At 45.5% G+C, this 14,352-nt stretch carries 14 protein-coding genes; 6 read left to right on the top strand and 8 right to left on the bottom strand.

What is annotated here, in order from left to right; all coding sequences use genetic code 11:
* Nucleotides 1-914, bottom strand: a 914-nt coding sequence (locus EQY_RS0112215; RefSeq protein ID WP_024212551.1) for a TonB-dependent siderophore receptor, incomplete at its 3' end; no start/stop codon positions are given.
* Between the two features lie 373 nt (nucleotides 915-1,287).
* Here EQY_RS0112215 and EQY_RS0112210 point away from each other — a divergent pair.
* From EQY_RS0112210 to EQY_RS0112190, 5 genes are read left to right on the top strand one after another with little or no spacing between them, the layout of a single operon-like run.
* A complete protein-coding gene (locus tag EQY_RS0112210; RefSeq protein ID WP_000940867.1) occupies nucleotides 1,288-2,097 on the top strand; it encodes an ABC transporter ATP-binding protein in 810 nt (269 codons plus the stop codon).
* A complete protein-coding gene (locus EQY_RS0112205) occupies nucleotides 2,094-3,077 on the top strand; it encodes a FecCD family ABC transporter permease (protein WP_000984132.1) in 984 nt (327 codons plus the stop codon). Before EQY_RS0112210 ends, EQY_RS0112205 begins: the two co-directional genes overlap by 4 nt.
* 8 nt (nucleotides 3,078-3,085) lie before the next feature.
* Entirely contained in the window at nucleotides 3,086-4,123 is a 1,038-nt protein-coding gene (locus tag EQY_RS0112200) for a FecCD family ABC transporter permease (protein WP_038808991.1), read from the top strand.
* 10 nt (nucleotides 4,124-4,133) lie between these two features.
* Nucleotides 4,134-5,081, top strand: coding sequence for an iron-siderophore ABC transporter substrate-binding protein (locus EQY_RS0112195; RefSeq protein WP_010356901.1), 948 nt, complete (start codon nucleotides 4,134-4,136; stop codon nucleotides 5,079-5,081).
* Nucleotides 5,078-5,965 carry a MurR/RpiR family transcriptional regulator gene (locus EQY_RS0112190; protein ID WP_000614946.1) on the top strand — a complete coding sequence of 296 codons (888 nt, stop codon included), beginning with the start codon at nucleotides 5,078-5,080 and terminating at the stop codon, nucleotides 5,963-5,965. The genes EQY_RS0112195 and EQY_RS0112190 overlap by 4 nt, the downstream gene beginning before the upstream one ends.
* A 68-nt stretch (nucleotides 5,966-6,033) precedes the next feature.
* Here the strand turns inward: EQY_RS0112190 and EQY_RS0112185 are convergent, their stop codons facing one another.
* The 7 genes from EQY_RS0112185 to EQY_RS0112155 form a co-directional block, all read right to left on the bottom strand.
* Entirely contained in the window at nucleotides 6,034-6,903 is an 870-nt protein-coding gene (locus tag EQY_RS0112185; protein WP_001060175.1) for a DUF2608 domain-containing protein, read from the bottom strand.
* 14 nt (nucleotides 6,904-6,917) lie between these two features.
* Nucleotides 6,918-7,652: an oligogalacturonate-specific porin KdgM family protein gene (locus EQY_RS0112180; RefSeq protein ID WP_001089848.1), complete on the bottom strand. Its 735-nt coding sequence runs from the start codon at nucleotides 7,650-7,652 to the stop codon at nucleotides 6,918-6,920.
* A 93-nt stretch (nucleotides 7,653-7,745) separates the two neighbouring features.
* A complete protein-coding gene (locus tag EQY_RS0112175) occupies nucleotides 7,746-8,870 on the bottom strand; it encodes an esterase-like activity of phytase family protein (RefSeq protein ID WP_000693793.1) in 1,125 nt (374 codons plus the stop codon).
* A gap of 29 nt (nucleotides 8,871-8,899) precedes the next feature.
* Nucleotides 8,900-9,814, bottom strand: coding sequence for a carbohydrate kinase family protein (locus EQY_RS0112170; protein ID WP_024212550.1), 915 nt, complete (start codon nucleotides 9,812-9,814; stop codon nucleotides 8,900-8,902).
* A 4-nt stretch (nucleotides 9,815-9,818) separates the two neighbouring features.
* Nucleotides 9,819-10,817, bottom strand: coding sequence for an SIS domain-containing protein (locus tag EQY_RS0112165; protein ID WP_010347835.1), 999 nt, complete (start codon nucleotides 10,815-10,817; stop codon nucleotides 9,819-9,821).
* Nucleotides 10,817-11,893 (bottom strand): ADP-ribosylglycohydrolase family protein, encoded by a 1,077-nt coding sequence (locus EQY_RS0112160; RefSeq protein ID WP_001033109.1) that lies wholly within the window; start codon nucleotides 11,891-11,893, stop codon nucleotides 10,817-10,819. The genes EQY_RS0112165 and EQY_RS0112160 overlap by 1 nt, the downstream gene beginning before the upstream one ends.
* A 13-nt stretch (nucleotides 11,894-11,906) precedes the next feature.
* Nucleotides 11,907-12,659 carry a GntR family transcriptional regulator gene (locus EQY_RS0112155; protein ID WP_000619463.1) on the bottom strand — a complete coding sequence of 251 codons (753 nt, stop codon included), beginning with the start codon at nucleotides 12,657-12,659 and terminating at the stop codon, nucleotides 11,907-11,909.
* A gap of 285 nt (nucleotides 12,660-12,944) precedes the next feature.
* Between EQY_RS0112155 and EQY_RS0112150 the strand changes: the two genes are divergently transcribed.
* Complete coding sequence (locus tag EQY_RS0112150; RefSeq protein ID WP_000778879.1) at nucleotides 12,945-14,276, top strand: MFS transporter; 1,332 nt, start codon at nucleotides 12,945-12,947, stop codon at nucleotides 14,274-14,276.
* Nucleotides 14,277-14,352 lie beyond the last annotated feature (76 nt).

Raw genomic sequence — 14,352 nt, 5'->3', positions numbered from 1 at the left:
AGATGATATTCTGCGTTGAGTTGCGCCAGATCGGACTGACCATCTGTAATATTAAACGGTTCGTCGAAACGTATTTTTCGATCAACGTTTACGGGCTGTTTCGTCGTAAGGTCGAAAATCGTTCCACGATCGAACGGCGTTTTATAATCCCGATGGGAATAGAGCATGGTTACTGTTGCATTATCACCAAACCAGGTGAGTGATGGGGCAATAAATGTACTGCGCTCTTTACCGAAATTCCGCCAGTAATCTTCATCCTGCACTTCCCCCGTCAGGCGGTATGCCAGCTGAGTGCCTTCAATGGGGCCTGTGATATCAAGTTGCCCGGTGCCACCACCGAAACTGGAGGACGTGGCTGAGACAGAACCATGGAATGTTTTTTCCGGGCGCTTTGTCACGACGTTAATCAGTCCGCCAGGATCGAGAATGCCATACAGCGTGGAGGCCGGACCTTTTAGCACTTCCACACGTTCTGTGGCGGCGTTGAAACTGCGAGGAAGTACAGTTCGCAGGCCGTTGGTCATGATGGAGCCATCCCGGTTAGCACCAAACCCACGACGTACAAAGGCGTCCTGAGTTCCGCCTAATGTATTGGTCTGTACCACGTTACTGACGTTATAAAGCGCCTCATCCAGCGTCGTCGCATTCTGATTTTCCAGAACCTGATCGCTAACCGTATTGACCACCTGCGGGATATCCAGCATCGGCATATCGGTTAATGTCGCCGTGGAAGTGCTCAGAGGTTGATAACCATCGGTAGCCTCAGTTGCGGTATTTGCATCCGCTGTAACAGTGATTGTTTCGCCATCTTTGGTCGTTGCAGTGTCGGTTGCATGAATCATTGGTGCTGCAAAGAGCAGTGAAAAGAGCGCCCGACCTTTGATTCCTGAGAATGAAGGTGTGAACTTAGCCATTTAGTCTGTTATCCCAAAAACTCACGGATTGTCGTGAGTGAAAATTGTTTCTTGTTGCTCACTAAGCACTATCCGTTTGTTATTTCACCATCGGATATGTAATTGAGAATCATTCAACCATGCGGTAATGTAGTAGTAAATGAGAAATAACAAAAAATTGCTACATGTGTTTTTATGAGAGGTTAATGCAATTCAATTGATGGTAATTTATTAATATTTAATGATTTTATTTTTATCTTTAAAAATATTTCACCTGTTATTTACCTTGTTTTTGTATGGATTTTAACTTCTTGACTACTACATTTTGTGGCGTCAAACTCTCAAAAGAGAATGAGTTTTATTTTTGTTTGTCTTTGATTAAGTTGGCGTACACGTGGCACATAACGCAAAAGGGCAGGAGCTGATCCTCGACAATGTTTCTGCCGGGTATCACAAGAAAATCATTGTTGATGGTGTTTCTTTCTCCGTTCCCACAGAAAAAATGACCGTTCTGGTTGGGGCAAACGGCTGTGGAAAGTCGACGTTGCTCAGCACCATTGCACGTATCTTGCAGCCTATGGGCGGCTCTATATTGCTGGATGGTAAAGCGATTCACGAGCAACCAACGAAAGCGTTATCCCGTAGACTTGGGATCTTGCCGCAGTCGCCATTATTGCCGGAGGGCTTAACCGTTTATGAACTGGTGTCGCGTGGGCGTTTTCCCTGGCAAAATTTCATACGTCAATGGAGCGACGCCGACGAGCAGGCGGTAGAAGAGGCCCTGAAATTAACCGGTACGCAGGAGTTTGCACATTTACCGGTTGAAAAACTCTCTGGTGGGCAGCGCCAGCGTTGCTGGATTGCGATGGTGTTGGCGCAAAAGACGCCTTATATCCTGCTGGATGAACCCACAACCTGGCTTGATTTACGTTATCAGGTTGAAATTCTTGAGTTATTACATGATTTAACGCGTCATCACGGGCGTACAGTCGTCGTGGTGTTGCATGATCTGAATTTTGCCGTCAATTATGGCGATACGTTGATATTTTTACGCCAGGGGAAAGTGGTGCGTGTGTTGAATGAGGGGGAGCATTGCACGCCTGAGCTGGTAAAAGCTGTCTTTGACGTTGATGTTCACGCATCAATAAATCCTCTGACGGGGAAACCGTTTTTCATGCCGTTTCGTGGTGTAGAAAAAGTATGATGCGCGCGGGGCTGGTTACTGTATTTTTCCTCGCCTTACTGCTGGTGGGATGCGTGGTATATCCAGGGATTGGTGCCCGATTTATTGCACCACAAACGGTGTTGCAGGCATTTCTTCATTTTGAACCGCAAAACTTCGATCACAACGTAATTGTAAGACTCCGTTTGCCGCGTTTAGCGGCAGCATTGCTTACCGGTGCTTCTCTTGGCGTTGCTGGTGCTTTATTGCAGGCTGTCATTCGTAACCCATTGGGGGAGCCACATATTTTAGGCTTAAATGCCGGAGCCGCTCTTGCTGTCGTTGCTGCCAGTGCGCTTGGGCTGGCCTTTCCGGTTGGACGCCCACTGCTGGCATCTACGGGCGGCGCGTTATTGTTCCTGTTGATATTGCTGCTTTCCTCCGCAGGGCGTTCAGGGTTAACGCCAATGAAAGTTACTTTATGCGGCGTGGCGCTATCGGCGTTCGTGTCCTCAATAACGGCTGCAATCCTGATTCTTGACGAACAAACACTGCTGGCGATGCGGACATGGCTAGCAGGTGATTTAGCGGGGCAGGATTGGGCGACGCTGGGTACGTCCGCCTGGTTTTCTCTGGGGGGGGTTGTGTTAGCCATTTACCTTGCGCCCTCTCTTAACATGTTGGCACTGGGTGATCGCATGGCGCAGGGGCTGGGCGTCTCGGTACTCCGCACGCGAACATTCACTCTGCTTGCGATCGCGTTGCTCTGTGGCGCAGCCGTATCGATTGCTGGCCCCATTGGTTTTGTCGGTCTGCTAGTACCGCAGATTGTCAGGCGTCTGGTATCAGCGGATCTGCGCGTTCTGCTCCCTCTTTCAGCTTGTGTCGGCGCGCTTTTGTTATTACTGGCAGATATTATTGCCCGGACGCTTTTCACGCCCCATGAGTTAGCGACCGGTGTCATGACGGCGTTAGTTGGTGCGCCCGTTTTTGTCATTATGGCGACGAGGATGTTCAAATGAGTCGGATAATGAACGTCGGACTACGCCCACTACGTGTTGGTAAGTTTTCGACACTGGTGCGCCCTAAAAACCTGGTGTTGCTTAGTGGGCTGTCTCTGTTTGCGGTTGGAATACTGATATTCGGTTTGATGCATGGCACTTTCTCCGTCCCGGCATCGGAAGTCGGGCGAGCGTTGTTTGCTCCAGAAAACGTAAGCACAGACGCACGTTATATTGTGCAGGATATCCGCTTGCCAAGAGTCATCATGGCATTGCTATGCGGGGCCATGTTAGGTATGGCAGGAGCCGCAATGCAATCCATTGCGCGTAACGGCCTTGCCGATCCCGGTTTAATCGGCGTTAAAGAAGGATGTAGCGTGGCTGTGCTGTGGCTGATTTTCCAGTTTCCAATGCTGGGAATGTTCTGGCGTCCAGTGGCTGGTCTTGCTGGTGGCTTGTTGGTAGCTTTAATCGTGATTTTTTGCGCGCGCGATATTTCTCGCCCGCGATTTGTTCTGATAGGCATTGGCGTGTCCTGGTTTTTCGCCGCCGGGATCGGTGTATTTATGACCACAGCAGATGTTCGTGATGTACAAACTGCATTGATGTGGTTATCGGGAAGCCTTCATGCAGCCAACTGGATGTTAGTCGGTATTTCAGCCTGTTGGATGGTGCCAGCCGCTCTTTTATTGCTGTTCACCGCCCGGACTGCGGATATCGCTCTGCTTGGTCATCAGATTGCAACCGGGTTAGGTGTGAATAGTTCCCGTCTGGCGTTATTGCGTGTAGCCGCACCAATAATCCTGACAGCTGTCTGCGTTTCATGTGTTGGTAACATCGGTTTTGTCGGATTGATAGCACCGCATATATCACGTTTTATTCTGCGTGGCGGGCAGACGACATTACTGCTGGGGAGCGCAGTATCGGGGGCGTTATTAGTTATCCTGGCGGATAGCATTGGTCGTTTGGCTTTTTTGCCTTTGCAACTGCCAGCCGGAATCATTATTTCACTGATTGGTGGACCATTCTTTTTACTACTGCTCTGGCAACGCAGGAACAGTTTTTAACGGGAGTTATATGCGTTTATTTTTTTCTCTGCTGATACTGTTGTCATTTTTTGCCCGTGCAACAGAACCGGTTCAGGTCTTTACTGATGATTTAGGGCGCAAAGTCACTGTTCCTGCACATCCAAAGAGAATTGTCTCTTTACACGACCTTGATATCACTATTCCTCTGATTGAGCTCGGTGTACCTCCTGTCGCCAGCCACGGGCGAACACGGCCTGATGGTAGCCATTTCATTCGATCAGGCGCGTTACTGACAGGCGTCGACTTCGATAATTCATCGATAGCCTTTATTGGAACTGCTGATATTGATATTGAAGCGATTGTGGCGGCAAAGCCTGATCTGATCATCACAGAACCGACCCGTAATACGCCCATTGAACAACTGGAAAAAATTGCGCCCACGGTGAGCATTGATCATCTCAAGGGGGGCGCGCCAGAAATCTACCGCAAGCTGGCAGAACTTACAGGAACGCAGGCGCGGCTGGCGATACTTGAACGCCGCTATCAGGCACAAATCAATGCGCTGAAGGCGACGCTGGACAGCCAAAAAATAACGGTATCGGTGATTCAGGCAAATCAGGGAAAAATTAATGTGATGCATAGCTATCATTCGCTGGGGCGTGTATTACGCGATGCTGGTTTTCGCTTTCCGCCGCTGATTGAGAGCATTCCTGAAGGTGGGCGAATGGATGTGAGCGCGGAGCGTTTGCCTGAACTGGATGCCGATTTTGTTTTTGCAACCTGGCGTGGTGACACCGGTGGTAAACCTCAGGATGAGCTGGCAGCAATGGAAAAAGTCATGCCGGGATGGTGTCAATTTCTGACGGCCTGTCGTTCCGGGCGCTATGTGCTGATTTCTCGTGAAGAGGCGATTTCTAACTCCTTTGCATCTCTGGGGCTGATAGCCGCGCAGATACAATCACAAATTGCAGGGCGACCTCTACCGGAGGCCAAATGATTCAGAAAGACAAAACACGAGTTGATATTTTTGGTGAGCGTTTTCGTACTCGCGCGAGTCAGTTAACGCCTGGGTTAAGAGCCGTCGCCAGCTACATTAATGAACATCGTGAAGTGGTACTCGAGCAAACGGCGATGGAAATTGCGACCACATTGAACACTTCTGATGCCACAGTGATTCGGGCTATACAGGCCCTGGGGTTTGCGGGGCTACGAGATCTGAAACGCACTCTGGAACAGTGGCTTGGTCCTGCTCTTAGTTCCAGCGAAAAGATGTCTACGACGGTGAGTAACTTGACGAGTGATGTTAACACCGCAATCGATTTTGTTCTTGAAGGGCATTTGTATACCTGTAATGTCCTGTCAGAGCCTGAAAACCGCCATGCGCTTGCACAAGCGGTAGCCATGCTGGTGCAGGCGCGGCAAGTTGTTATTTTTGGCATTGGCGCTTCGGGTATTCTGGCGGACTATACTGCACGGTTATTCAATCGCATTGGCTTACCCGCCACGGCGCTAAACCGTACTGGTATTGGCCTTGCCGAGCAACTGATCGCGCTTCAGCGTGGTGATGTATTGATCATGATGGCGCAAAAATCCGCACACCGGGAAGGACTGACAACGCTGCGTGAAGCAAGACGGCTGGGGATCCCTGTTATTTTGCTGACAAACGCTCTGGATTCGCGTTTTAGCAAAGACGCCAGTATCGTGATTCATGTTCCGCGCGGCGATGAAAAGGGGAAAACGCCGCTACATGGTACGGTATTGTTGTGCCTGGAAATGATTGTCTGGTCGGTGGCTTCCGCAGTGCCGCAGCGTGCGGTTAAAACCATTAAGCGAATTAACGATTTCCATCGGGGTTTGAAAACGGGAAGAAAGAATGGCTGACCGGGTGCAGCCATTTCAGATGCCTGATGATAATTATCCCGGTAAGACTGACATTTTGTCAGGGGGGGCTAGTTGATCGGACACAATTTATGTCGATCAGGAAATATACTGGCCAGTGAACCAGAGAGCATCTTCCAGTCGGTACTCATTATATCTGTTTGTGCGAGTGTAATGACTGCCCCTTGTTGCTTAATTAAATCGCTTTCTATTTTTGTATAATGAATAACGGTAAAATCCGTGGAGAACCATTTTTCCGTAGAAAACATTTTCGTCATCGCATTAATGTTTGCTTGTCCGTCATCGACAAACACAATCGCGTCATATTTGTTCTCCATTTTATCCAGCATAAAGTCGAGAATTACGCCTTTATCTTGTCCGGAAGAAAAAAATATCCCCTGGCTGTACAACCATGAGCGTTTAAGTTTTCCTTTTTCAAAGGGTGGCAAAGCATCCTCTTTTTTCCTGAGTGCGGAAGAAGAAAAATCAATGCCGTTTCGCTTTAGTTCACGTAATGTTGGAAAGAGTGTATCTGGCGCCCTGGATGTCAGAGCAAAGGCGGTATGTTTCTGTTGCCATTGTTTTAACATCGCCGGTAACTGTGACTCGGTAAGCTGCATAGGGCTAAGTTCATAAAGCATACTGATTGCATTTTCATACAGGCAAGGAACTTTTTGTGAGCTATCTGGTTTTAACGGTAGTTTGCCGGTTTGCCATTGATACCAGATATCACCGCCAATACGTGTGCCACTCGTTAATAACGTATTATCAATATCAAAAACTAATAATATCTTATTGGGAGGATAGAGAGTTTCCTTTTCTGTTATGATTTTATTGACTGTACTATATTCGCTAGTGACTATATTTTTTACCTGTGCACAAGATAAAGCAGGTAGGGCAGAGAGCATCATCCAGAGGGTGATTTTAAATTTATTATTCATTTTTTTATTCCAGATTAGAAAGTATAGGTCAGACCCCAGCGCCAACGGATTTGGCGATTGCTTGATGTTTTATCCACACCTTTATAATCCGCAACACTCATATAAGGTATCCATGATCCCATTTTATACCCCACTTTAAATGATGCAGTGTAGTTTGTATGACCATCATTCCAGGTTAAATAACCATTATTGTAATAGACCAGGTTTAACTGATATTGGAAGTTGGTGTTTTGTGGTCGATAATCGATCCACACATCGTAACGGCGGTTATTACGATCATCATTGCCATAACCTTTAGATTTATCGGTGGCTTTATCCATGTCATAACGAAAACGACCCGAAACCTTCCACTCTTTGCTGAAATCATAACCAGCAGAAAGACCATATTCGTAAGTTGACCAATATTGTGTGGTATCAAGCCAGAACATGGGTTCTAACCAGAACTTTTTGTCATCCAGCGGCTTAAAGCGGTAAACGACAGATAATCCTGTTCCGTTATTGCCAAATTGTGAGGGGTCCCACTTATCTTTATCACCTTCATCGGTGTTATAGCGTAATTCCCCCATCAGGCCGATACCGTTGCTAAAAAACGTACCAAATTCGACACGGTCCGCGTGAGTGCGAGTATCATCGAGATACTCATGGCGATAATCAATAAATCCATGCGGTTGTTCTGCATAGGTGAGCGTAGGCGAAAAGCCAGATAACGTTATTATTCCTACGAGTGATAATTTAAGATAAGAGTTCATAATATTCCCTTTCAGAATAAAATATATTTTTGGTGGCTGAATACACCATCTGATAATTCCAGGTGTCAGAATTTTTATATCTGTGGTTTGATTCTAAATTTTAAGTTTGTTTTCCTTATCGATGAATAAATAGAATTTTGTCTGTTGATGAGGCTGGAAATTGTTATCTGATACAAATATTAATGATGTATGCCCATCAATTTCAGGACCGAATGTTACCCCTTCAATACAATCCGCTGATGAAGTGTAATCGGCAAAATCGATCAACAATTTTTTACTGACGGGTTGTAACGTGGATTTATTGGGCCAGTCTTGTAGACTGTCAATATTCTTGATATCGCTCGCGGTATTTAAATCCACCATATAAACTCTGACGGAGTAATCCCAGTCATTGAACCCAGCACTGACGTTCCTGCCGGAACGTTCGATGACCAATAATTGGTGATCATTCAACGCCAGGATCTCGGATACGCCATTATCATTAATACCGAATTCACTCACTTGCGGAACAGGATCAGTAATATAGAGATATTCATGCAATTGCGTTGAAGGTTGACCGTCTGCATCCATAGAAAATTGCAGTAAGCGTGATGTGCCTGAATTTATTGGGCTTGCAATAGGTCCATCCTGCTTAAGACTACTTTCAACGGCGATAAAAAGTGATTTACCATCAGGTGTAAGCGTCAGGCCCTCCCAGGCATTGCCGCTGCGGATACCACTGGTACTCTCTTTGCCAGAGCTAATATTAAAGCGAGCAGGAAATAAAGACGTAAACTCCTTCTCCATTACGCCATCAAGAGTGCTCAGACGCAGTGGTGCACCTAATTCCGAACTCCAGATTAACGATTCACCATTGTGTGTCAGTGCCAGACCTTCGGCATCCACCATATTGATCATGAAAGGCTGCTGCTTTGCGTCAAGCAGTGGACGTTGGTTGAGAAAATTTACTTGCTCAATGCCCCTGGATGACACCTGCATTTTTAGCGTATAAAGGCTGGCATCTCCCTCCTTATTATTGTTTCTGCTATCGTTAATAGCGTAGAAAATATTCTTTTGGGGATCAAATGTAATGGCAGAAATCCCCGCAATGGTGACATTGTTCTTTTTTTCTCCCGTAGGGAAGTTAAACTCGCCGGCATAATGAAGAAAACTGTTTGCCTGCGCTGTTGCGCATAACAGCGGTAATGCCAGAAAAATAGCGGCATGTTTTATTTTCATGATGTTTACCTGTGTGTGTATATCTATTTTTAGTCGTGTTGTAAAAGAAAAAGATTAACCTCCGATGGCGTCGCCAGATGGCCTCTGGCACCTAACGCGGTAATATTTATTGCGGCTGTAGCAGAGGCAAATTTCAGAGCTTCAATTAAAGACATGTTTTTTATTAAGCTATAAATAAAGGCACCATTAAAAGTATCTCCAGCGCCTGTGGTATCAAGAACGGGGATTGTATAACTACCGATTTGCACTTGCTCATTGCCTTTGACCGCAATCACTCCCCGAGCATCCAGCGTTACCACGATAGCATCAAGTTGATAATCTTCTTGTATATCATGCAGAAGAGCGCAATCTGGCTCTGCTGCATATCCACGAATAAAGCCGTCATAATTAAAAATCGCAATATCTGCAAGCTGTAAAATACTGGCAAGGCGCTCAGGTGTTGCAACGATATGGGGTTCAATATCAACGACGACTTTTGTCGTCTGGCTATGGGCATATTGGGCCAGCATACGAAATTTCTCTATATTGGCTGGCATCGAATAAAAATAATGACTTTGAGCAATAGCCTGTAGGGCTTTTTCTTCATCCCATTCATGATCGCTGCCAGGTGAGTAAACCAACGTTTTTTCACCTGATTCGTCAATAAAAATAATCGCGGTATTGGCAATTAAATCCGGGATTACCTGAATGAAATCACAATTCACATGATGTTTTTTAAATCCGTCAAGAATGATCGAGGCCGAATGATCATTGCCTATACATGAGACCGAAACAACATCGAGACCCAATTGTCCCATCGCACAGGCACTGTTGGCGACGGTGCCGCCAGCTTGTTCGCCCAGGCGTGCCCCGATCACTTTACCGCCACGTGTGGGGAGTGACGGGATAGATAAAAACATATCTATATTTCCACTACCTAAAGCGGCGACATCAAATTTCTTCATAGCCTTATTTCTCCATATGGCTAACGCGTTTTCCGCCTGCGTTGACATAATCAGAACTTAAATGCCAACACATTTCATATAACCACTGCATGACCAGAAATAAATTGGTGGACTCACTGGCGTCAGGTATAAAACTGATTAATTCTGCTGTTGCTCCCTGTTCAATGATTGCTTTTTGGGTTGCAAGGTAAAATGGGTACTCGCAGGATGTGGCTGGTATTAAAAAATAATGCTGACTGGCATCAACTTGATATAAGCGTAATGAATGATAGAATTCTTCCACAGGAAGGGCTGTCGCACGAATCTGTGGGCCACAGGAAAGTAAATTACTGCCCGATAATGCCAGTCCCCAACTTAAGCCGCTACCCAGAAACGTCATCTCTTTTTGCTGATAAAGACGGCGCTTCTTTTGCTGCCAGTGCCGATTAATCTGTCTAAATTTCCCTTCCAAATCTTCTTCAATTTGCAGTGGTGTTATGTCTGGACATAATTTTTGCACTAAGCGCAGGAGGGCATAAAGTGTGACACTACTACTTTGTGTTGGAATACCCTGCTTATTCGCCCATGTGTAGAGCACATTTTCTGTTATTGCGCAAAATGGCGTTCCTGGGCAATTCGTCACACCCAGTACTTGCGCGTTTGAGTATACAGCGTGGTGGAAGGCGTCAACGGCCAATGAGGGTCTGCCACTCGCGCTGAGAATAATGATCAGCGTTTCTTCCTGATAACGGGTTAAATCAGTCTGAAGAAAATCCCACGTTTGCAATGCGGAACAAGACAGATGTGTATATTTTCCCAGCCATGCGGCGACACACAGTGCTACCGTCCAGGAGTCGCCCGATCCCACTATATAGACGCGTTTGACAGCATACTCATCGAGCTGAATAGTAGAAAAACATTCACCCCAGATAATTGCCAAATGACGTAACGCTGCCGCCGTTGTGTCTATTTCCTCACGAGTTTTCGCTAATGGCATAATAGGAGTACGGGCTGACATGTTCATTATTTCTCCTGTGCCTGTAATGCAAGCAATGTCAGGCCAGACGCGGTCGCTTCAAGGTCGAAATCTTTATTATTTACGGCACGGAAAAAGGCATATTTGTCTTTAGGGAGAGCATCAAAACCGCGCCATGCTCCTGCAATTGCGCCTGCCATCGTGGCGATGCTATCGGTGTCGTTGCCGATATTGGCGCAAGCATAAATGGTTTCCCAGGGTTCTCCTTTGCAATACAGCAGAAGGCCGATTGCCGCAGGAATTGACTCGTGAGCTGCGACAGAGTTACCTACCAGACCTTCCATTTCTCGCAGGCAAGACTCCAGATCATTAGCACGTCTGGCGATGTCCGCTGCAAGCTGGATTCGCATGGCAATAGACGGTCCTGCCACACACCGAGCATGTTGTTTTGCCAGATGTTCGCCGTAATTAGCTCCCCAGATTGCGGCGTCCAGTAATGATGTAAGAGAGGCTTGCGGCAACATGGCTTGGGAGGCTGCCGCTGCGATAGCGCATGCGCTGGCAATCGCAATATTAGTGTCATGCGAAGGTAGACAGGTTAATAATGCCAGATTGCATGCTTTTTCTTTATTGCCTGGCCAGATTAATCCTGCTGGGGCGACACGCATCCCGGCACCATTCGTTGTACCGATATTGGGAGCCTGGCGAGAAGATGTTCCAATGCGCCCAATGGTGTTTGTTGGCCTACCTTCTTTGAGTGCTTTGACGATTTGTTCTGTCGTGGGGCCTTTGTAATTTGCGTAGGGCTGCATATCAGCCCAACGCAGGAGGCAAGCCAACCAATCCTTATTGGTGAAGTTATCAAAACCAGCCTGGATTAATCCCTCTGAAAATACATACATTTGACTGGAATCATCGGTAATCAGTCCAGCAACACCTTTCAATGAGCCAGCGAAAGTATCGGCGGGAGGAGATACAAAATCGTTTAAAAAACCACCCCATTGCTCTTTTATCTCATCAATGCTGTAGAGTTCAGTCGCCGCGCCTAAAGCATCGCCCATTCCTGCGCAGGCTAACGAACCTAAAATTTTGTTATAAATAACGTTTTTTTCAATTTTGTTCACAATATTCTCTCTATTACACACTAAAACTATCTTTTGTAATTCGTGCCTTGTAGGAGTAGCGGCTTGCGGGATAAACCATCTCAACGTACTCCATCGGTTTGCGTTCTACGGATAGCGTGACGCGGGTACAACTCAATACGACATCTTCGGCCGTCAGCTCCAGCAATGTCCGTTCCAGGGGGGAAGGAAGCCGGGCGGAGATAATTTCAGTTGCCTCTAAAGGTTTAATGGCGAGTTTTTCTTCCAGTAAAATATAGAGCGAACCTGTCGCCAGCAGCTCATCCTGGGTTATTTCTTGTCCGTCATTTAATGCAAGCCATGATGTTTGAATACCCAGTGGTGTACTTCCCATATAACGAATGCGTTTAATGTAAAATACGGTATGAACATGAATATCCAGTTCGAGATTTTTTCTGATGACATCACTGACGGGAATCAACCCCATCTCAAGAATATTCTGTGCAGGTATACCGCCACGAGCTTTAATATCATCAGTAAAGCTGTGTAATAAATGATTTTCCCTACTGCGAGCAGGTAATACAAATGTCCCTTGCCCGTGGACACTATGCAGATAGCCGCGTTGTTTCAGGCTTTCTATTGCCTTGCGAATCGTTGTTCTGCTGCTTAAATAATATTCTGAAAGTTCTCTTTCTGTTGGTATAGCTTTGCCTTCTTTCCATTCACCGTTATCAATCTTTTTCTTTATTTCATCAAAGATTTCACGATGTTTTAACTGACCTTTACTGGCTTTATAAATTCTTATCATGACAAAGCCTCATTTCATGTGGTTGATACCAACTCTACATTCTTTAGCTTTTATTACGCATGATGCTTGTTCACTATCTGTGACATAAAACAGAAAAAACCACATTTATAATTAAAAATCATGATGTTAAATGAGATTGGTTTTTGTGTGATGTTGTTCAATAATGATTTAATGGTTTGTTGTGGTATCTACCAATGCATTTATCCTCACTCACAGAAATCATGTGCTGAAATTTTTAACACATTTGTTTTTAATATGAATTTAAATAATTAATGAGTGCTGTGTATGAAACTTACGATAAATGAAAAGATAGGTTTTGGCGCGGGTGATATGGCTATCGCAATAGTAATGATGTCTTTGGCTATGATCATTACTTATTTTTACACGGATATATTTGGTCTGAAACCGGTAGATTTAGGTATTCTGTTATTTTCTGTGCGTATTCTTGATGCGGTTATCGATCCTGTTGTAGGGACGCTGACAGACAGAACAATAACGCGTTGGGGAAAATATCGGCCATGGTTGCTTTTTATGTCGATACCCTTTGGAATCAGCATTTGGTTGATGTTCATTACGCCTGATGTTGGTTATTCGATGAAACTTTTGTGGGCCTGGGCGACCTATATTTTACTCACCTTGACATATACATTCATCGCAATTCCTTATGTTTCGTTAATTAGCGTGATCACGGATGATCCACAAGAGCGATTGAGTGCCAACGGTTTTCGTTTTGTCATGACAAAAATCGCGATGTTTGCAGTAACTATTATTGTTCCTTTATCTGCAATGTATCTTGGTAAGAATAATGTACAACTGGGTTATCAAATTGCAATGGGAGCAATGGGAATTCTGGCAACGTGTTTATGTCTTTATTGTTTTTTTAGTGTAAAAGAACGTATCCACCATCCAAGACCTGCTCTTGGGATGAGCGCGCAGTTTCGGTTATTAGTCAAAAATGATCAGTGGCTAATTCTTGGTGTTGCCATCGCGGTCATTATGTTCGGTGGGATTATTCGTAACTCTGTAGCTGCATATTATGCAAAATATTATCTGAATGGTGGGGATGCTTTAATTTCACCCTTTTTAACCTCAGGCGTGATTGCTTCTGTTATGGCGATGGTAACTTGCACGTGGCTTACTCGTTTCTATGACAAAATAAAAATGTTTCGTTATACCCAATTACTGGCGTTCGTGGTGGGTGGCGCGATGTATTTTGTGCAACCAGATTCTATAGTGTTAGCCTTTACATTTTATATTGTGGTGACCTTCCTGACGGATATCCAGCTTCCCGTCTATTGGGCATCTATTGCTGAATCGGTGGATTACGGCGAAATGAAAACGGGGCAACGTGTTTCCGGGCTGGCATTTGGCGGGATTCTCTTTTTTCAAAAATTCGGTATGGGGTTGGCGGGAGGCTTTATAGGTATTGCTTTATCCTGTATGGGCTACCAACCAGGCATTGAGCAAACACCGAAGGCGCTGTGGGGGATCTGCTTATTAATGACGATAGTTCCAGCGGTGCTCAACCTGATAGCTGGACTTATCATGCGCTTTTATCTGATTAATAATGAATATTACGAACAGATTAAAGCGCGTTTAGAGACGGCGGAAGTATGAAACTAAAAGTCGGTAGCAATACTGACCTTAACTTGTTGACAAAGCGCGCGTTGTTCATGCCGGATGCGGCGTGAAC

Source organism: Escherichia sp. TW14182, assembly GCF_000208525.1.
Lineage (GTDB): Bacteria > Pseudomonadota > Gammaproteobacteria > Enterobacterales > Enterobacteriaceae > Escherichia > Escherichia ruysiae.
Note: the sequence above shows the minus strand (reverse complement) of the source record. Positions and strands in the feature narration are given on the sequence as shown.